The organism is Burkholderia sp. Ac-20345 (assembly GCF_017104825.1).
Classification (GTDB): Bacteria; Pseudomonadota; Gammaproteobacteria; order Burkholderiales; family Burkholderiaceae; genus Burkholderia; species Burkholderia lata_B.
In genome coordinates this window covers 39084-57839 of sequence record NZ_JAAGPO010000022.1, presented here as the reverse complement: position 1 = coordinate 57839, position 18756 = coordinate 39084, and the positions used below count along the sequence as shown (strand labels likewise).

Annotated in this window: 19 protein-coding genes and 1 tRNA gene; 10 read left to right on the top strand and 10 right to left on the bottom strand. The window is 65.6% G+C overall.

Features of this window, described 5'->3' with window-relative positions; genetic code table 11:
* Positions 1-8: 8 nt before the first annotated feature.
* From pstC to phoR, 6 genes are read left to right on the top strand one after another with little or no spacing between them, the layout of a single operon-like run.
* Positions 9-995: a phosphate ABC transporter permease PstC gene (gene pstC / locus G3O06_RS11200; RefSeq protein WP_174915269.1), complete on the top strand. Its 987-nt coding sequence runs from the start codon at positions 9-11 to the stop codon at positions 993-995.
* Positions 992-1885, top strand: coding sequence for a phosphate ABC transporter permease PstA (gene pstA / locus G3O06_RS11195; RefSeq protein ID WP_174915270.1), 894 nt, complete (start codon positions 992-994; stop codon positions 1883-1885). Before pstC ends, pstA begins: the two co-directional genes overlap by 4 nt.
* A 15-nt stretch (positions 1886-1900) precedes the next feature.
* Positions 1901-2749, top strand: a complete 849-nt coding sequence (gene pstB, locus G3O06_RS11190) for a phosphate ABC transporter ATP-binding protein PstB (RefSeq protein ID WP_174915271.1) — start codon at positions 1901-1903, stop codon at positions 2747-2749.
* Between the two features lie 18 nt (positions 2750-2767).
* Complete coding sequence (gene phoU / locus G3O06_RS11185) at positions 2768-3472, top strand: phosphate signaling complex protein PhoU (RefSeq protein ID WP_085040505.1); 705 nt, start codon at positions 2768-2770, stop codon at positions 3470-3472.
* Between the two features lie 31 nt (positions 3473-3503).
* Positions 3504-4205 carry a phosphate regulon transcriptional regulator PhoB gene (phoB, locus tag G3O06_RS11180; RefSeq protein ID WP_027787869.1) on the top strand — a complete coding sequence of 234 codons (702 nt, stop codon included), beginning with the start codon at positions 3504-3506 and terminating at the stop codon, positions 4203-4205.
* A gap of 57 nt (positions 4206-4262) precedes the next feature.
* Positions 4263-5582, top strand: a complete 1320-nt coding sequence (gene phoR / locus G3O06_RS11175; RefSeq protein WP_205816046.1) for a phosphate regulon sensor histidine kinase PhoR — start codon at positions 4263-4265, stop codon at positions 5580-5582.
* A gap of 127 nt (positions 5583-5709) precedes the next feature.
* Here the strand turns inward: phoR and ppk1 are convergent, their stop codons facing one another.
* Entirely contained in the window at positions 5710-7773 is a 2064-nt protein-coding gene (gene ppk1 / locus G3O06_RS11170) for a polyphosphate kinase 1 (RefSeq protein ID WP_205816045.1), read from the bottom strand.
* Between the two features lie 279 nt (positions 7774-8052).
* Here ppk1 and ppx point away from each other — a divergent pair, with 279 nt between their 5' ends.
* The gene (gene ppx / locus G3O06_RS11165) at positions 8053-9567 is read left to right on the top strand and encodes an exopolyphosphatase (protein ID WP_046545374.1); all 1515 of its coding nucleotides are present in this window, start codon (positions 8053-8055) and stop codon (positions 9565-9567) included.
* Positions 9568-9654: 87 nt separating this feature from the next.
* Here the strand turns inward: ppx and G3O06_RS11160 are convergent, their stop codons facing one another.
* Together G3O06_RS11160 and G3O06_RS11155 are read right to left on the bottom strand one after the other, a co-directional pair.
* Entirely contained in the window at positions 9655-10089 is a 435-nt protein-coding gene (locus G3O06_RS11160) for a hypothetical protein (RefSeq protein ID WP_205816044.1), read from the bottom strand.
* A gap of 355 nt (positions 10090-10444) precedes the next feature.
* Positions 10445-10521, bottom strand: a tRNA-Pro gene (locus G3O06_RS11155).
* Between the two features lie 160 nt (positions 10522-10681).
* On the opposite strand from G3O06_RS11155, the gene sixA reads away from it, so the two are divergent.
* Both sixA and G3O06_RS11145 read left to right on the top strand, forming a co-directional pair.
* On the top strand, positions 10682-11143 hold the full coding sequence (gene sixA / locus G3O06_RS11150; protein ID WP_174915295.1) for a phosphohistidine phosphatase SixA: 462 nt from the start codon (positions 10682-10684) through the stop codon (positions 11141-11143).
* Positions 11144-11313: 170 nt separating this feature from the next.
* Positions 11314-12120 (top strand): GNAT family N-acyltransferase, encoded by an 807-nt coding sequence (locus G3O06_RS11145; protein WP_011351620.1) that lies wholly within the window; start codon positions 11314-11316, stop codon positions 12118-12120.
* A 201-nt stretch (positions 12121-12321) separates the two neighbouring features.
* Here the strand turns inward: G3O06_RS11145 and G3O06_RS11140 are convergent, their stop codons facing one another.
* Positions 12322-12492, bottom strand: coding sequence for a hypothetical protein (locus tag G3O06_RS11140; RefSeq protein WP_165765590.1), 171 nt, complete (start codon positions 12490-12492; stop codon positions 12322-12324).
* Between the two features lie 136 nt (positions 12493-12628).
* Here G3O06_RS11140 and G3O06_RS11135 point away from each other — a divergent pair, with 136 nt between their 5' ends.
* Entirely contained in the window at positions 12629-12805 is a 177-nt protein-coding gene (locus G3O06_RS11135) for a hypothetical protein (protein ID WP_174915296.1), read from the top strand.
* 19 nt (positions 12806-12824) lie between these two features.
* On the opposite strand, the gene G3O06_RS11130 is transcribed toward G3O06_RS11135, so the two are convergent.
* From G3O06_RS11130 to G3O06_RS11105, 6 genes are all read right to left on the bottom strand, one after another.
* Positions 12825-14189, bottom strand: a complete 1365-nt coding sequence (locus G3O06_RS11130; RefSeq protein ID WP_174998167.1) for an MATE family efflux transporter — start codon at positions 14187-14189, stop codon at positions 12825-12827.
* Positions 14190-14199: 10 nt separating this feature from the next.
* Entirely contained in the window at positions 14200-14523 is a 324-nt protein-coding gene (locus G3O06_RS11125) for a DUF2288 domain-containing protein (protein ID WP_174915298.1), read from the bottom strand.
* A 75-nt stretch (positions 14524-14598) separates the two neighbouring features.
* Positions 14599-16218 carry an acyl-CoA synthetase gene (locus tag G3O06_RS11120; RefSeq protein ID WP_205816043.1) on the bottom strand — a complete coding sequence of 540 codons (1620 nt, stop codon included), beginning with the start codon at positions 16216-16218 and terminating at the stop codon, positions 14599-14601.
* Between the two features lie 153 nt (positions 16219-16371).
* The gene (locus G3O06_RS11115; protein ID WP_205816057.1) at positions 16372-16518 is read right to left on the bottom strand and encodes a hypothetical protein; all 147 of its coding nucleotides are present in this window, start codon (positions 16516-16518) and stop codon (positions 16372-16374) included.
* Between the two features lie 68 nt (positions 16519-16586).
* Positions 16587-17288, bottom strand: a complete 702-nt coding sequence (locus tag G3O06_RS11110) for a peptidoglycan DD-metalloendopeptidase family protein (RefSeq protein ID WP_205816042.1) — start codon at positions 17286-17288, stop codon at positions 16587-16589.
* 153 nt (positions 17289-17441) lie between these two features.
* Positions 17442-18353, bottom strand: coding sequence for an aldose epimerase (locus tag G3O06_RS11105; RefSeq protein WP_174983246.1), 912 nt, complete (start codon positions 18351-18353; stop codon positions 17442-17444).
* Positions 18354-18756 lie beyond the last annotated feature (403 nt).

Below are 18756 nucleotides of genomic sequence, written 5' to 3'. Positions count from 1 at the left end.
AGGCACCCATGTCTGATATTTCCTATACGTCCTCACGGTCCGCCGACGTTGCGCAGCAACGCGCGCCGAGCCGCGTCGGGGATGTCGTATTCGGCGGTCTTGCACGGCTTGCCGCCATCGTGACCCTGCTACTGCTCGGCGGGATCATCGTTTCCCTGATCATCGCGTCGATGCCGACTATCCAGAAGTTCGGCCTCGGCTTCCTGTGGCAATCCGAGTGGGATCCCAACTCGGACATCTACGGCGCGCTCGTGCCGATCTACGGCACGATCGTGACGTCGATCATCGCGCTCGTCATCGCCGTGCCGGTCAGCTTCGGCATCGCGCTGTTCCTCACCGAGCTGTCGCCCGTCTGGCTGCGCCGCCCGCTCGGGATCGCAATCGAACTGCTCGCCGCGATTCCGTCGATCGTGTACGGCATGTGGGGCCTGCTCGTGTTCGCGCCGATCTTCGCGGAATATTTCCAGAAGCCGCTCGGCCACCTGCTCAAGGACGTGTGGATTCTCGGCCCGCTTACCGCCGGCCCGCCGATCGGTATCGGCATCCTGGCAGCCGGTGTGATTCTCGCGATCATGATCATCCCGTACATCGCATCGGTGATGCGTGACGTGTTCGAAGTCACGCCCGTGCTGCTGAAGGAATCGGCGTACGGCATCGGCTGCACGACCTGGGAAGTGATGTGGAAGGTCGTGCTGCCCTATACGAAGACCGGCGTGATCGGCGGCGTGATGCTCGGCCTCGGCCGCGCGCTCGGCGAGACGATGGCCGTGACCTTCGTGATCGGCAATACGAACCTGCTCGACAGCGTGTCGCTGTTCGCACCGGGCAACAGCATCACGTCGGCACTGGCAAACGAATTCGCGGAAGCGCAACCGGGCCTGCATACGTCCGCGCTGATGGAACTCGGCCTGATCCTGTTCGTGATCACGTTCATCGTGCTGTCCATCTCCAAACTGCTGCTGCTTCGTCTCGAGAAGGGAGAGGGCAAGAAATGAGCGAGCCCATCATGAATTTCCCGGGGCCGGACGGCGCCGTGCTCGACGCGATGCGCAATCGCCTGCAGCGCAAGCGCAAGGCCGTCAACGCGATCGCGCTGGCTGCGTCGCTCGGCGCGATGGCCTTTGGCCTGCTGTGGCTCGTGTGGATTCTCTACACGACGGTGCATCTCGGCGTGAGCGGCCTGTCGCTGCAACTGTTCACGGAATCGACGCCGGCACCGAACACGGAAGGCGGCGGTCTCGCGAACGCGATCGTCGGCAGCCTGCTGCTGTGCGGTTTCGGCACGCTGGTCGGCACGCCGATCGGCATCCTCGCGGGCGTCTACCTCGCCGAATACGGCCAGAAGAACCTGCTGGCGAGCACGATCCGTTTCATCAACGACATCCTGCTGTCCGCGCCGTCGATCGTCATCGGCCTGTTCGTGTATGCGATCGTCGTCGCGAAGTCGGGGCGCTTCTCGGGCTGGGCCGGCGTGATCGCGCTCGCCCTGCTGCAGATTCCGATCGTGATCCGCACGACCGAGAACATGCTGAAGCTCGTGCCGAACGCGCTGCGTGAAGCGGCCTTCGCGCTCGGTACGCCGAAGTGGCGCATGGTGCTGAAGATCACGCTGCGCGCGTCGGCCGGCGGGATCGTGACGGGCGTGCTGCTCGCCATCGCGCGGATCGCCGGCGAAACGGCGCCGCTGCTGTTCACCGCGCTGTCGAACCAGTTCTTCTCGTGGGACATGAGCCAGCCGATGGCGAACCTGCCCGTCACGATCTACAAGTTCGCGATGAGCCCGTTCGCGGAATGGCAGTCGCTCGCATGGGCGGGCGTGTTCCTGATTACGCTCGGGGTGCTCGGACTCAACATCCTGGCGCGCTCGATCTTCTCGAAAAAGTAACGGCGGAGCAATCCGATGAATATGGCAGAAAGCCACCTGAATCCCGTCGAGCGCACTGCTGCGCCCGCCGGCACGCAAGATGCGGCGCATGGCCGTCCGCTGGCGCCGCTGAACGCGAAGATCGAGGTCAACAACCTCAACTTCTTCTACAACAAGTTCCATGCGCTGAAGAACATCAACCTGAGCATTCCCGAAGGGAAGGTGACGGCGTTCATCGGTCCGTCGGGTTGCGGCAAGTCGACGCTGCTGCGCACGTTCAACAAGATGTTCGCGCTCTATCCGGAGCAGCGCGCCGAAGGCGAAATCCTGATGGACGGCGAGAACCTGCTGACGACGAAGCGCGACATCTCGCTGCTGCGCGCGCGTATCGGCATGGTGTTCCAGAAGCCGACCCCGTTCCCGATGTCGATCTATGACAACATCGCGTTCGGCGTGAAGATGTTCGAAAAGCTCACGCGTTCGGAAATGGACGATCGCGTCGAGTGGGCGCTGACGAAGGCGGCGCTGTGGAACGAAGTGAAGGACAAGCTGAACCAGAGCGGCTACGGCCTCTCGGGCGGCCAGCAGCAGCGTCTGTGCATCGCGCGCGGCATCGCGATCCGTCCGGAAGTGCTGCTGCTCGACGAACCGTGCTCGGCACTCGACCCGATCTCGACGGGCCGCATCGAAGAGCTGATCGCGGAGCTGAAGAGCGACTACACGGTCGTGATCGTCACGCACAACATGCAGCAGGCCGCACGCTGCTCGGATTTCACGGCCTACATGTACCTGGGCGAGCTGATCGAATTCGGCGAGACCGAAAAGATCTTCATCAAGCCGGTGCGCAAGGAAACGGAAGACTACATCACCGGCCGCTTCGGCTGATGACGGAGAACAACAGCCATGTCGGATAAACATCTGTCGAGCCAGTTCGACGCGGACCTGAATGCCGTGTCGTCGAAAGTGCTGGAAATGGGCGGGCTCGTCGAGTCGCAGATCGTCGGCGCGATGTACGCGCTGAACGAATTCGATCGCGATACGGCCGAGAAGGTCATCGCGGCCGAGGAAACCCTGAACGCGATGGAAGTCGACATCGACCAGGAGTGCGGCAACATCATCGCGCGGAGGCAGCCTGCCGCGCGTGACCTGCGCCTTTTGATGTCGATTTCGAAAACGATTACGAACCTCGAGCGCGCAGGCGACGAGGCCGAGAAGATCGCGAAGCGTGTACGCCGCCTGGTCGACGAGCCGGCTGCGCGCACGGTCAACATCGCCGAGATCAAGGTGTCGGGCGAGATGGCCGTGACGATCCTGCGCCGCGCGCTCGACGCGTTTGCGCGCCTCGATACGGTGGCCGCCGCGCAGATCGTCAAGGACGACAAGGAAATCGACCTGGAATTCCGTGCATTCGTGCGCAAGCTCGTGTCGTACATGCAGGAAGATCCGCGCACGATCTCGGTCGGCCTCGAATACCTGTTCATCGCGAAGGCGATCGAGCGGATCGGCGACCACGCGAAGAACATCGCCGAATTCATCATCTACATCGTGAAGGGCACCGACGTGCGGCACCAGCCGCGCGACACGCTCGATCGCGAAGCCAACAGTTAATCGACTCCGTACAGGAAGAATAGAGGTGCCGATGCCCAGCAACATTCTCGTCGTTGAAGATGAGCCCGCGATTTCCGAACTGATCTCGGTGAATCTCCAGCACGCCGGTCACTGCCCGATTCGTGCGTACAACGCCGAACAGGCGCAAAACCTGATCAGCGACGTGCTGCCCGATCTCGTGCTGCTCGACTGGATGCTGCCGGGCAAGTCCGGTATCGCGTTCGCGCGCGACCTGCGCAACAACGAACGGACCAAGCACATCCCGATCATCATGCTGACTGCACGCGGCGACGAGCAGGACAAGGTGCTCGGCCTCGAAATCGGCGCGGACGACTACGTGACGAAGCCGTTCTCGCCGAAGGAGCTGATGGCGCGGATCAAGGCCGTGCTGCGCCGTCGCGCACCGCAGTTGACCGAGGACGTCGTGTCGATCAACGGGCTGCGCCTCGACCCGGCCACGCATCGCGTCGCCGCGCATGCGGAAGGCAGCGAGATCAAGCTCGATCTCGGCCCGACCGAGTTCCGCCTGCTGCATTTCTTCATGACGCATCCGGAGCGCGTGCACAGCCGCACGCAACTGCTCGACCAGGTGTGGGGCGACCACGTATTCGTCGAGGAGCGCACCGTCGACGTGCACATCAAACGATTGCGCGCGGCCTTGAAACCGGCCGGCTGCGATGCGATGATCGAGACCGTGCGCGGCAGCGGCTACCGGCTCGCCAAGCACGCGTAACGTATCCACGCATGCCGTGTGCCACGGCATGCCGTTCATTCTTTCGGACGCTGAATCATGAACATCATCTGGGCGCGCTTTCTGGTGTCGCTCGTGCTGCTCGTGCTGATCGGCGTATTGGTCGGCGTCTTCGCCGGCCCGACCGCGGGCCTCGTGTTCGTGGTCGTGATGCTGGTCGTGCAGGGCTTTTTCAGCACCTTTCATACGCAGCGTCTGTGGCGGCTGCTCGATGCACCGGTCTATGGCGAGGTGCCGAGTGCGCCGGGCATCTGGGGCGAGATCTATTACCGTCTGCACAAGCTCGCAAAGCAGTGGCACGCTCAGGTGCGGCAGGTCGAGCAGCAGCATTCGCGTTTCATACAGGCAATCCAGGCGTCGCCGAACGGCGTCGCGATGCTCGACGACCACGACCAGATCGAGTGGTGCAATGCGATCGCCGAGGTCCATTTCGGCCTCGACGCGAAGCGTGACCTGCGTCAGCACATCACGAACCTGGTTCGCCATCCCGAGTTCGTTCGCTACCTGAACGCGCAGCATTACGACGAGACGCTCGTGATGCGCGGCATGGGCGACTCGCGGCAGAACGTGCTGGAAGTGCAGGTGTTTCCGTACGGCGAGAATCGCAAGCTGCTGCTCACGCAGGACATCACCGAGCTCGAGCGGACCGATGCGATGCGGCGCGACTTCGTCGCGAACGTGTCGCACGAATTGAAGACGCCGCTCACCGTGCTGTCGGGTTTCCTCGAGACGATGCGCGAGCTGCCGCTGAACGAGGAAGACCGCACGCGCTATCTCGAGATGATGGAGCAGCAGGCCTCGCGGATGCGGCACATCGTGACCGACCTGCTGGTGCTCGCGAAGCTGGAGGGCGAGAGCAAGCCGCCTCTCGATCGCGCGATCGACATGCGCGCCGTGTTCGACCATCTGAAGGAGGACGCGCAGACGCTGTCGAACGGGCATCACGACATCGCGTTCACGATCGACGAGACGCTCGGTGTCACCGGTGCGCAGACGGAACTGTTCAGCGCGTTCGCGAACCTGGTCACCAATGCGATCCGCTATACGCCGGAAGGCGGCAAGATCGTCGTGACGTGGCGGCGCGAAGGCGCGCAGGGCGTGTTTTCCGTCACGGACAGCGGCTTCGGGATTCCGGCCGCCGACCTGCCGCGGCTCACCGAGCGCTTCTACCGCGTCGACCGCAGCCGTTCGCGCGATACGGGCGGCACGGGGCTCGGGCTTGCGATCGTCAAGCACGTGCTGCAGCGGCACGACGCGCACCTGTATGTGCAGAGCGAGGAAGGGCGCGGCAGCACGTTTACCGCACGGTTCCCGGGCTCGCGCATCATCGCGATCCGGCCGGCGACGTACGAGGCATGATCGCGTAGCGGCATCCGTCGCTCGTTCGGCGAGCGGTGGCATGCCGGATCCGCAACAAAAAAGCGCAGCCCGCGGGCTGCGCTTTTTTGTTGGCGACGCGACGCGCGGCTTGAGCCGCACTGCCGGTTCAGGAGCAGAACTTCGCGAGCAACCCGAGTTGCGCGTTGCGAATCGTCTTGCCGGCACGGCGCCGGCGGTAGTGGCCGTCGCTGTGCATCTGCCATGCCGACTGGTTGTCGCCGAGGCACACCGACAGGCCTTCGGCGATCACGCGCCGCTTGAGCTTGCGATCGCGGATCGGGAACGCGACTTCGACGCGGCGGAACAGGTTGCGGTCCATCCAGTCGGCGCTGGACAGATAGACGTCCTCGGCGCCGTTCGCGTGGAAATAGTAGATCCGGTGGTGCTCGAGGAAGCGGCCGACGATCGAGCGCACGGTGATGTTTTCCGACAGCCCCGGCACGCCGGGCTTCAGCGCGCAGACACCGCGCACGATCAGGTCGACCTTGACGCCGGCCTGCGACGCTTCGTACAGCGCGGCGATCACCGTCGGCTCCAGCAGCGCGTTCATCTTTGCGACGACGCGCGCACGCTTGCCGGCACGCGCGTTGTCGATCTCCGTGCGGATCGCGTCGATGATGCGCGGGTGCAGCGTGAAGGGCGACTGCCACAGCTCGTGCAGCGTGAGTTCGCCGCCGATGCCGGTCAGTTGCTGGAACACGTGATGGACGTCCTCGCAGATCTTCTGGTCGGCTGTCATCAACCCGAAGTCGGTGTAGAGGCGTGCGGTGCGCGGGTGATAGTTGCCGGTGCCGAGGTGCACGTAGCGGCGCAGCGAAGCCTTGCCGGCCTGCACGACGCGCCGCACGATCAGCATCATCTTCGCGTGGCACTTGTGGCCGACCACGCCGTACACGACATGCGCGCCGACCGCTTCGAGCTGCGACGCCCAGTTGATGTTGGTTTCCTCGTCGAAGCGCGCGAGCAGTTCGACGACGACGGTCACTTCCTTGCCGTTGCGCGCGGCTTCCATCAGCGCGTCCATCAGCGGCGAATCGGTGCCGGTGCGGTAGATCGTCTGCTTGATCGCGACGACGCTCGGATCCTTCGCGGCCTGCTGCAGCAGTTCGAGCACCGGCTGGAAGCTCTCGTACGGGTGGTGCAGCAGGATGTCGCCGTTGTCGATCGCGTCGAACATCGTCGGCGCGTTCGTGATCGCGGCCGGGGTCGACGCGGTGAACGGCGTGAACTTCAGGTCGGGGCGGTCGACGAGATCGGGAATCTGCATCAGCCGCACGAGGTTCACCGATCCGGACACGCGGTAGCAGTCCTTCTCGCCGAGTTCGCTTTCCTCGAGCAGGCGGCGCACGATGTGCGGCGGCGTGTCGGCCGACACCTCGAGGCGCACTGCATTGCCGAGGTGACGCGCGGGCAGTTCGCCCTGCAGCGCGACGCGCAGGTTCGTGATTTCGTCCTCGTCGACGAACAGCTCGCTGTTGCGCGTGATGCGGAACTGATTGCAGCTCTTCACGACGAGTTGCGGGAAGAGTTCGCCGACGAAGCGCTGCATGAACGAGCTCAGCAGCACGAAGCCGTGCTCGAAGCCCGACAGCGCGTGCGGCATGCGCACGACGCGCGGCAGCGCGCGCGGCGCCTGCACGATACCCATTACGGCCTGGCGGCCGAATGCGTCGCGGCCTTCGAGCTCGACGACGAAGTTCAGGCTCTTGTTCAGCACGCGCGGGAACGGATGGGCAGGATCGAGGCCGATCGGCGTCAGCACGGGCAGCAGCTCGTCGAGGAAGTAGTGCCGCGCCCACTGCATCTGCTCGTCGTTCCACGTGTCGCTCGCATGGAAGTAGATGCCTTCCTGTTCGAGCGCGGGCAGTACGGTTTCGTGCAGCATCGTGTACTGTCGATGGACGAGCCGCTGCGCGCGTTCGACGACGAGGTCGTAAGCATGCTGTAACGACATGCCGTCGGGCGTCAGTGCGCCGGGGTTGTCGCGGATCTGCTCCTGCAGGCCGGCCATCCGGACTTCGAAGAATTCGTCGAGGTTGCTGCTGGTGATGCAGATGAAGCGGAGGCGCTCGAGCAACGGGACTTGAGGATCGGCTGCCTGGGCCAGCACGCGCTCGTTGAAACCGAGGATGCCGAGTTCACGATTGAGAAGCGGATAACGGACGGACATCGGCAGGGTAGGGGGTGATTCGGGCGATGATTCGAAAGGACGCTCGGAAACTCTCACGGTACGATGACGTGCTGATGACAGTAGTGTATTTATATCGGGAAATTCTACGCTGTAACCGTTTCGTCTCATAAATGTTTCGGCTATATGCAATCGAGCAGTATGCATGCCCGTGAAGCGTGGCAATGGCAAGCGTTCCACGCTTAAAATGTCGCCTTTGATTGATCGCCCAGGGTTGTGCCGACCGGCCGCCGCGGGCGAACGCGCACGGAGCCCCATTCGATGGTTACAACCCCCCACTTGCTGGCTGCCGTGGATCTCGGCTCGAACAGCTTCCGGCTGATCGTCGGGCGTGTCGAGGAAACGCCGGCGGGCAGCCAGATCTATCCCGTCGACGCGCTGCGCGAGCCCGTCCGGCTGGCCGCGGGCCTGTCGAGCGACAAGATGCTCGATCGCGCGTCGCAGGAGCGTGGCTGGGAGGCGCTCAAGCGGTTCGGCGAGCGCCTGCGCGATTTCCATCCCGATCATGTGCGCGCGGTAGCGACCAACACGCTGCGTGTCGCGAAGAACGCGGGCGAATTTCTCGGCGAGGCCGAAGCGGCGCTCGGATTCCCGATCGAAGTGATTGCAGGCCGTGAAGAGGCACGTCTGATCTACGCGGGCGCCGCGCACTCGGTGCCGGCGAGCGCCGGCAAGCGGCTCGTCGTCGACATCGGCGGCGGCTCCACCGAATTCATCATCGGCTCGCACTACACGCCGATCGTGATGGAGAGCCTCTATATCGGTTGCGTGAGCCACAGCCGCACCTTCTTCCCCGCCGGCAACGTCGACGAATACACGATGCGGCAGGCCGAACTCGCGGCCAAGCGCGAGATCCAGATCATTTCGAGCGAGTACAAGAAGGCCGGGTGGGACCAGGCGATCGGTTCGTCCGGCACCGCGCGTGCGCTCGCGGAGCTCGTCGAGGCGAACGGCTTCAACGATCCGGGCATCACGCACGGCATTTCGCGCGGCGGCCTTGAGCGCTTGAAGCGTGCGCTGATCAAGTCGGAGAACGTCAACCGGCTGAAGCTGATCGCGCTGAAGCCCGACCGCGTGCCGGTGCTCGCGGGCGGCCTCGCGATCATGCTCGCGGTGTTCGAGGAGCTCGGTGTCGACTACGTCGATACGACCGACGGCGCGTTGCGCCTCGGTGTGCTGTACGACCTGCTGGGCCGGACGCAGCACGAGGACATGCGCGCGGTGACCGTCGAGGGCTTCACGCGCCGCTACGGTGTCGATCGTGCGCAGGCCGAGCGGATCGGCGCGCTGGCGGGGCGTTTCTACGACGAACTGGAAGAGGCAGACGAAGAAGCGCGCGAGGAGGGGCGGATGTTCCTCGGCTGGGCGGCTGCGTTGCACGAGATCGGCCTGTCGATCTCGCACAGCGCGTATCACAAGCATTCGGCCTATATCGCGAGCAACGCGGACATGCCCGGTTTTTCACGCACGGACCAGGCGCGCCTCGCAGCGCTCGTGCTCGGTCACGCGGGCAAGCTCGGGAAGCTGTCGCAGGCGCGCGAGGTCGAATGGCCGCTGCTGTTCTGCCTGCGGCTCGCGGCGCTGCTGTGCCGGCGCCGAACCGATGCCGGGCTGCCCGACATTTCCGTTTCGCAGATGAAGAAGGGCGGGTATGAAGTGCGCCTGCCGAGCGCGTGGGTCGAGCAGAACCCGCTGACCGACTACAGCCTCAGCCAGGAGGCGGCCGAGTGGGAGAAGGTCGGTATCCCGTATCGCGTGGTGTATACCGGCGCGTAAAAGGTTGATGGCGGGGCTGGGAGGGGCCGGGCAGCAGGATGGCTTTGGTGCCCCTCATGAGCGCGGCATGATCGCCCTGACGGCCCCTCAGTCCGACGAACAGACGATCGCTGTCAGGAACGGAAACGCCTGCTTGACGGTCGCGTCGCTGCCGGCCTTGCGCACGGCTTCCTCCACCGAACTCTTCGTGCCGCGTACCACGACGCCGTAGGCCCAGTCGCCGATCGGCGTGCCGTCGCCCGGGCGGAAGATCGGATCGTTCGCCTGGTATCCGAGTACGACATACACGCCGAAGCCGTACGCCGTCAGCGCGTGGCTCGTGCGGAATGCGTTGACCGAGTTCGATTCGACGTGCATCGGTTCCGACTGGATGTCGCCGGCGGCGAGCAGCGGTGCGACGAATTTGTGGCCGGTCGAGTGGCAGTCGAGTGCGTCGTCGAGCGCTTTGGCCGACGCGGTGCCGGCAGTCGCCAGCGCGAGCACCGATGCGCAGAGGGCGGTTTTGAGAATGTTGTTTGTCATGCGCGGATGCAGGTTGTCCACGCGCATTATCGCGTGTTCCTGCAAGTGCCGTATGCGGGCCGCGGGCGGCTCGTTGCTCCGCATCCATCGACAACCCGACGGGCCGGCCAGGCGGCCGCTCAATCATTTCCAGCCAGTCTTCCTGCACTGAAAGCGAAAGGCCGTCAGCCGTTTGCTTTGTGCTGACTGTCGAAAAATGGTCGCCGGGGAGCTGCGTGGATCGTTGTAGCGTCGCTGCCCCAATTGATCCCTACAATGAACTAAGGCGCTGCGAGCCGGGAATCCCGGCCGACACTCAACGGGCCCAGAAACGGAAAAGGGGCTACGGTGTTTAACCGTAACCCCTTGATTCCTTTGGTCGGAGCGATAGGATTCGAACCTACGACCCTCTGATCCCAAATCAGATGCGCTACCAGGCTGCGCTACGCTCCGACGAGCCAAAGATTGTATCGTTGAATGTCCGATCCGGTCAATCCCTATATGCGGGCAAATGCCGCGGCGGTGAACCGGTCGCAATTTGCGACAATTCGCACCGTAATCGGCGGGCCCGGACGCAAGGGCGCGGGGCGCTCGCCGAAGCAAGGAGAACATCATGATGAACCTGATCCTGTGGCGCCACGCCGAAGCGGAAGACTACGCGACGAGCGATCTCGCGCGCCAGTTGACCGTGCGGGGCCGCAAGGACGCGCAGGCGATGGCCAAATGGCTGCGTGGCCGCCTCGAGACGAACGCCGTGATCCTCGCGAGCCCGGCGGCCCGCACCGTGCAGACCGTCGAGGCGCTGACCGACCAGTACCGGACGGTCGACGCGCTGGCGCCGGGCGGCAGCGTCGACGACGTGCTGACGGCGGCCGGCTGGCCGGAAGGCATTGCGCCGACGGTCGTGATCGTCGGGCACCAGCCGACGCTCGGCAGCGTCGCCGCCCAGCTGATCGCCGGCGACGATGACAGCTGGAGCGTCAAGAAGGGCGGAATCGTGTGGCTCGCGAGCCGCACGCGTGACGGCAGCCGGCAGGCCGTGCTGCGGGCGGTATTGACGCCCGACCTGGTGTGAGGCCCGCCAGAAGGGCTTTGAGGGGATTCATCATACGGTTCTGCAAGCTTTCTGCTAAAGTCAATTCGGCGACACGTCATTGAAAGGACACGGTCGTGCCACATAACGGTCACGGCCGATTACTACATTGGCGGGCATGTCGTCCTATTCCTTACGATCAGGAAAGCCTAATGCGAGAACTGCCGACGCCTACGCTCCCTTTTGCCTCGCTGCCCCTCGACACGTCGCGGCGCCACCTGCCGCGTGCTGCTGAAACCGTCACATCGGAGTATCGCCTGCGCGCCGCGTGGGCGCGTACGGAAGACGAATTGCGCGAAGCCCAGCGCCTGCGTTACAGCGTGTTCGCCGAAGAGATGGGCGCGCAGGTCAGCGGCCCCTCCGGTCTCGACGTCGATCCGTTCGACGCATACTGCGACCACCTGCTGGTGCGCGATCTCGACACCCTGAAGGTCGTCGGCACGTACCGCGTGCTGCCGCCGCACCAGGCGGCGCGTGTCGGCCGTCTGTACGCCGAAGGCGAATTCGACCTGTCGCGCCTGACTCACCTGCGCGGCAAGATGGTCGAGGTCGGCCGCTCGTGCGTGCACAGCGACTACCGCAGCGGCGCCGTCATCATGGCGCTGTGGGGCGGCCTTGGCGCTTACATGATGCAGAACGGCTACGAGACGATGCTCGGCTGCGCGAGCGTGTCGATGGCCGACGGCGGCCACTATGCGGCGAACCTGTACCAGTCGCTGTCGGCAGGCTCGCTGACGGCGCCCGAATATCGCGCGTTCCCGCACACGGCCCTGCCGGTCGACGAACTGCAGACGGGCACCGTCGTGGCGCCGCCGCCGCTGATCAAGGGTTACCTGCGCCTCGGCGCGAAGATCTGCGGTGCGCCGGCCTGGGATCCCGACTTCAACTGCGCGGATTTCCTGACGCTGTTCCGCCTGTCCGACATCAACGCGCGCTACGCCCGCCACTTCCTGGGCTGAGCCGTCTGAACCGCGTTGCGCCCGTCCGGGCGCGCGCAAGCGAACGCCGTCGCGTGGCATGCGCCGCGCGACGGCGTTCGTCCTTCTGACCAGCGCGTGTGAATTTGGCCCTGTTAATTTCGGCGATACGCGATCACCGGCGTGCCGCGGGACGGCACGTTCGTGAGCGGCCCGGAGGCGGGCCGGACGGCAGCGGCGCGCTTAGTGCTTGCGCCGCCAGTCGAGCAGGTGGTGTTCGGCCATCCAGTGATGGATCATCCCTTCGCCGCCATGGCTGCGTTTGTATTCGCGCGACTCGAAGAACGACAGGGCGACGAGCACCATCAGACCGATGAACAGGCCGATCAGGCCGGCAATTTCTTCAGACGACATGGCAGCCTCCTTTCCACGGCACAGCGCCATGCGTACATAGTAGGACATGCGCGGCGCGACTCCGAAACGGGATTTCCGCTAGACTCGGCGCGGTTCCGGCGTGCGATGGGCGCGCCGATTTCCGGAGCCATACCCGATGAACCGTTTCATGCTGGCCGTGCTGGCCGCATCTTTCCTCGCCGGCTGTACCAGCGATCCGCATCAGGCCCGTCGCGGCCATCCGCCGGAAGATCCGGCCGACTATCACGGCGTGCCGACCGACATGACGCCGCCGTCGATGCTCGACGCGCCACCGCCGAAACCCGCGCAGTAACGGCCGCTACGGCCCGCCGTCAGGCGCGGGCCGCGGGCGCGTCGGTGCCGATGTGCCGCAACAGCCCCGGCAGATAGCGCGCCAGCGTCGCGCCGCGCGCGGCCATGAACAGCAGCAGCGCGAACCAGAGGCCGTGATTGCCGAACGTGCCGACGGCGGCGAGCGTGGCCACGACGAAGATCGAGAACGACGCGACCATCGCACGCATTAGCGATTGCGTCTGCGTGGCGCCGATGAAGACGCCGTCGAGCAGGAAGCCCCAGACCGATACGATCGGCGAAATCGCGGCCCACGGCAGGTAGCGCAGCGCCACTTCGCGGATCTCGGCCTGGTCGGTCAGCCGCGCGACGATCCAGCCGCCGGCGGCCCAGTACACGAGCGCGAACAGCAGCGCGCCGAGCGCCGACCAGAACAGCGTGACGCGCACGGCCTGCCGGAACGCGCGGCGGTCGCGCGCGCCGGCCGCCGCGCCGACGAGCGCTTCGGCCGCATGCGCGAAGCCGTCGAGGCCGTATGCCATGAAGGTCTGGAAATTCAGCAGCAGCGCGTTTGCCGCGAGCGTCGCATCGCCCTGTTTCGCACCGAGGTGCGCGAACCAGCCGAATGCGCCGAGCAGGCACAGCGTGCGCAGGAAGATGTCGCGGTTGAGCACGATCAGCCGCTTGAGCGCGACGCGATCGGCGAGCGCACGTACCGCGATCGGCGCAAGGCCGCGCGGCCGCAGCCGCCACAGCATCCATGCGCCGAGCGCGAAACCGCATGCGTCTGCGGTGGCCGTCGCGGCGCCGATGCCGGCAATGCCCCAGCCGAAGCCATACACAAAAAGCAGCACGGCACCGATGTTCACCGCATTGATGAACACCTGCGCCACGAGCGCGAGCCGCACGCGCTGCATACCGAGCAGGTAGCCGAGCACGACGTAGTTCGCGAGCGCGAACGGCGCGCTCCAGATCCGCGCGTGGCTGTAGGCAAGCGCCGTTGCGCGGACGGCATCGCTACCGCCGAGCGCGGACAGCGCAAATGACAGCAGCGGCACCTGCAGCGCCAGCACCGCGGCGCCGAGCGCGAACGCGACGATCAACGCGCGCAGCAGGTTCAGGCGGATCCCGGCGGCGTCGCCGGCACCGTGCGCCTGCGCGACGAGGCCGGTCGTCCCCATCCGCAGGAAACCGAACCCCCAGAACACGAAATTGAAGAACAACCCGCCGAGCGCGACGCCGCCGAGATACTGCGCGCCGTCGAGGTGGCCGGCGACGGCCGTGTCGACCGCACCGAGGATCGGCTGGGTCAGGTTTGCGAGGACGATCGGGAATGCGAGCGCGAGGACGCGCCGGTGGGTGACGGCGGCCGTGCCGGCCCCGTGCGGTAACGCGGATTCGGACATGTCGGACGCGTCAGGCGCGTTCCTGCACACAGACCCACGGCGATACGACGACCGCCCACAGCTCCGGGTTGCGCGCCGCGTAATCGGCGGCGGTTTCGGCCGGCATGCGCGCGACGAGGCCTGCCGACAGCCAGCGCGTGACCTGCTCGGCATCGTCGCCGGCAACCGCTTCCGCGACGCTGACGAGATCGAGGTCGCGCGCGACGGACAGCAGCTTGCCCTGCGCGAAGAAGCGTTCGAGATCGCACCAGTCGATCTTGGCGGTTTCGCCGAGGAGTTTGGCGTAGAGCGGGCTATGCGACGCGCTCGCGTCGGAGTGGTGATCAGAGGACATCGTTTTCTTGGAAAGACTGCGTGGTGGCGCCACTATAAACCATCCGGCCGGGCGGGCGGCGCGGGTGGCGCCGGCCTACGCGTCGCGCAGCGCGCGGCGCACGATCTTGCCGGTCGCGGTCATCGGCAGGCTGTCGACGAACGCGATCGCGCGCGGATACTCGTGCGCCGCGAGGCGCGTGCGCACGTGCGCCTGTAGCGCCTGCACGAGCGTATCGTCGCCGGTGTGGCCGGGATTCAGCACGACGAATGCCTTGACGATCTCGGTACGCGTTGCATCGGGCACGCCGACGACGGCCGCCATCCGCACCGCCGGATGCGTGAGCAGACAGTCCTCGATCGGGCCTGGGCCGATCCGGTAGCCGGCGCTCGTGATCACGTCGTCGTCGCGGCCGACGAAGCGCACGAAGCCGTCAGCGTCGATCACACCCGTATCGCCGGTGAGCAGGTAGTCGCCCGCGAACTTGTCGCGCGTCGCGTCGGCATTGCGCCAGTATTCGAGGAACATCACCGGGTCGGGGCGGCGCACCGCGATGCGCCCTTCGACGCCGGGCGGCAGTGGCGTGCCGTCCGCGTCGACGATCGCGACCGCATGGCCGGGCACCGCCTTGCCGATTGCGCCGGGCTGCGCATCGAACAATGCCGCACACGACGACAGCACCATGTTGCACTCGGTCTGCCCGTAGAACTCGTTGATCGTCACGCCGAGCGCGTCGCGCCCCCAGGCCGTCAGTTCGGTGCCGAGCGACTCTCCGCCGCTCGCGACCGACTTTAGCGACAGCGCGTAGCGTTCGCGCGGTGCCGGGACGGTGCGCATCAGCTTCAGCGCGGTGGGCGGCAGGAACGCGTGCGTGACGCCGTGGCGGGCCATCAGCGCGAACGCCGCGTCGCCGTCGAATTTCTCGAAGCGGCGGGCGAGCACGGGCACGCCGTGATGCCATGACGGCAGCAGCACGTCGAGCAGGCCGCCGATCCATGCCCAGTCGGCTGGCGTCCAGAACAGACGTGCGTCGCGCGGGAAGCACTGCTGCGACATCTCGACGCCCGGCAGGTGGCCGAGCAACACGCGATGCGCGTGCAGTGCGCCTTTCGGTTTGCCCGTCGTGCCGGACGTATAGATGATGACCGCGGGATCGTCGGCGGCCGTATCGGCCGGCACGAAGTCGGGCATCTCGGCTGCGAGCGCGGCGTCGTAGCGCAGCATACCCGGCGCGTCAGGGGCATCGTCGCCGATGCAGTAGACGGTTTGCAGTGCCGGCAGCTGCGCGCGCAGCGGTGCGATTTTCGCGTAGCCGGCGGCGTCGGTGACGAGCGCAGCCGCTTCGCTGTTCGCGAGCCGGTATTCGAGCGCATCGACACCGAACAACGTGAAGAGCGGCACCGCGATCGCGCCGAGCTTGTAGGCGGCGAGGTGGGCGACGGCCGTTTCGGGGCCCTGGGCGAGAAAGATGCCGATGCGGTCGCCGCGCTGCAGGCCGGCGCGCACGAAGCTGTTCGCGAGCCGGTTAGAAGCATTCCTCAGGTCGTCGAACGTGATCCGAAAAACGTCGCCTTGCGCCGTTTCGTGGATCAGCGCGAGGCGTCCGCTGCCGTCGGCCCATTTGTCGCAGACGTCCACGCCGATGTTGTAGCGCGCCGGAACGTCCCACGCGAAGCGGGAGAGCAGGTCGTCGTAGCGGTCGGCGGCGGGCAGCATCGAGGTGTCTCCTGGGGGCGAACGTGGTGTCGGACGAACGGCTTACATCAGGATTTCACGCAGACGAATCCACAATGGCGTATGAGGGTAGGGAATCTTCGTACTCGTCCAATCGCCTCGGCTCAGTGCACGATTCCGCAATGACGCATAAGATCACGAAAAAATCAGTGTGTGACCTTGGATTTGCTTTTGATAGCTGCGGGGTTCAGCCTGATCGGAATCGGTGTACTGGTAGCGTTTGCCCGTCACATCGATCCGTTGTCCGGCCGTTTCACCGGACGTCTGCGCAAGCGCTGACATCACCTTTCCCGATTTTCACCGCGACGGCACGCGATGCGCGCCGGCATCGCGTGTCGTCCATCGGGCGCTCAGCGCGCCGGCAGGTAGCGTGACGGGTCGATCGACCGGCCGCCGTAGCGCAACTCGAAATGCAGCGCGACGCGATCGCTGTCGCTGTTGCCCATCTCGGCGATCGACTGCCCCTGCGTGACCGACTGGCCTTCCTTCACCAGCAGCGCGCGGTTGTGTGCGTAGGCGGTCAGGTAATCGGCGTTGTGCTTGAGGATGATCAGGTTGCCGTAGCCGCGCAGCCCGTTACCCGCATAAACCACCACCCCCGGCGCGGCCGCGACCACCGGCGTGCCCGGCGAGTTCGCGATGTCGACGCCCTTCGATTTCGAGCCGTCGAACGTGCGGACCACGTTGCCCGCTGCCGGCCAGATCAGCGCGATGCTCGTCGCCGGCTTGACGGCCGATTCAACCGGTGCGGAAGGCGCGGGGCGCGCCCGGCCGGCACTGCCGGTACCGGTCGTCGACGGCGTCGATGCGGTGGTCGTGCCGGGCGGCGGCACGACGCGCAGCACCTGGCCGACTTCGATCGCATCGGGGTTCGTCATCTGGTTCCAGCGCACGACGTTCGATACCGACGTGCGGTTGTCGCGCGCGATCTTGTAGAGCGTATCGCCGCGCTCGACGCGATAGAACCCGGGGCCGACAGGCGCGGAGCCGCACGCGACCAGCAGGGCGGCGCAGGCGGCTGCGAAGAGTCGCTTCGTTGTTGTTCCGAACATTGAACCTCGCAAAACCCTGCCGCTCATGACGCGGCAGGTAACACAAAACGTCCGATTTTAACGGGTTCGACCCGCACACCGCAGTTTGGGCCGTTGCCGGGGCCGTCGCGCGCCGGTTCGGCGCGCCGCGAATTGACGTGTCGGCCGGGCGTATCAGCCGGCGAGCGGGAGGACGCGAATCCGCAGCGTGGCGGTTTCGGTCGCGCCCGGCGCAAGCGTGCGCAGCCCGAGGCCGTTGTGGATCGCGTCCGGCAGGCCGAGCCACGGTTCGACGCAATAGAAGTCCGAATCCGGTTTTTCGGTCCAGGTCGTGACCGCGTACCACGGGATCGAGCCCGGCACGTCGAGCGCGATCTCGATCGTGCGGCGGCGGCCCGGCATCACGATGCGCACCGGCGTGCCTGGCACGCCGTCGAGGCAGTGGAAGCGGTCGAGGATGTCCGGGTTGTCGAGCTGATAGCGGGCTTCGCCCGGTTCGGGCGTGCTGATCGAACCGTCCGCCTGCTGCGCGCAACGATGCGTCGGCGGCAGTTCGAGCGTGGTTTCGGCGCGTTCGCCGTGCGGCAGCGCGAAATAGAAATGGTGGCCGGCGTAATAGGGCAGCGGCGTGTCGCCGCGATTGGTCGTCGTCAGTGCGACTTCGAGCGTGTGCGAGTCGGCCAGCCGATAGGTCGTTTCGAACCGGAAGTCGAACGGGTAGCTTGCGCGTAGCGCATCCGTCGCGTCGAGCGTCATCGACAGCGCGGTGCCATCGGCCGACGGTTGCGCGGCGAACGGAAGGTCGCGCGCGAAGCCGTGCATCGGCAGGTCGCGCACCACGCCGGCGGCGTCGCGCCAGCGGCCGAGTTCGCCGTCGACGCGGTGACGGCCAAGGAACGGGAACAGCAGCGGGTTGCCGCCGCGCACGCGCGCGAGGTTGCTCCAGTCGGCCGTTTCCGGCCAGAAGATCACCGGTTCGCCGTCGACATGCCATGACAGCAGGCGCCCGCCGAATTGCGGGGCGACCCGGACGAGCGACGGGCCGGCGTGAAGTTCGTGAATGTCGTGTTGCTGGAAGGTCGGCATGGCGAATCGGGTTGGGCGGGTGGACGGGAACGGCGCGCTCCATTATCGGGCCGTGGCGGCTCGGGGAAAACCCTTCTCGGGAAATCGCGAGTTTTTAAGACTGTCAACGGTCGGGATAATGCCTCTAAACCGGTGAGGTTGCCGGGTCATGACACTTCGTGGAGGGGGCCATGGATCTGGCAATGGCAATGGGTATCGCACTGTTTGGCATGTTTACCGGCAGCACGGTATTATTTTTCTATCAGCTCGGCCGCTGACGGCAATTCCTGCCGAAGTCGAAAGGCCCGCCATGCAAATGGCGGGCTTTTTGCTTTCTGAGTGCTTACAAATTGCAAGCGTTTGTGTGCATTGCCGCAATATCCAGCCAAATGCCTTGGCGCAGTAATCCGGGCTCGGCATAATC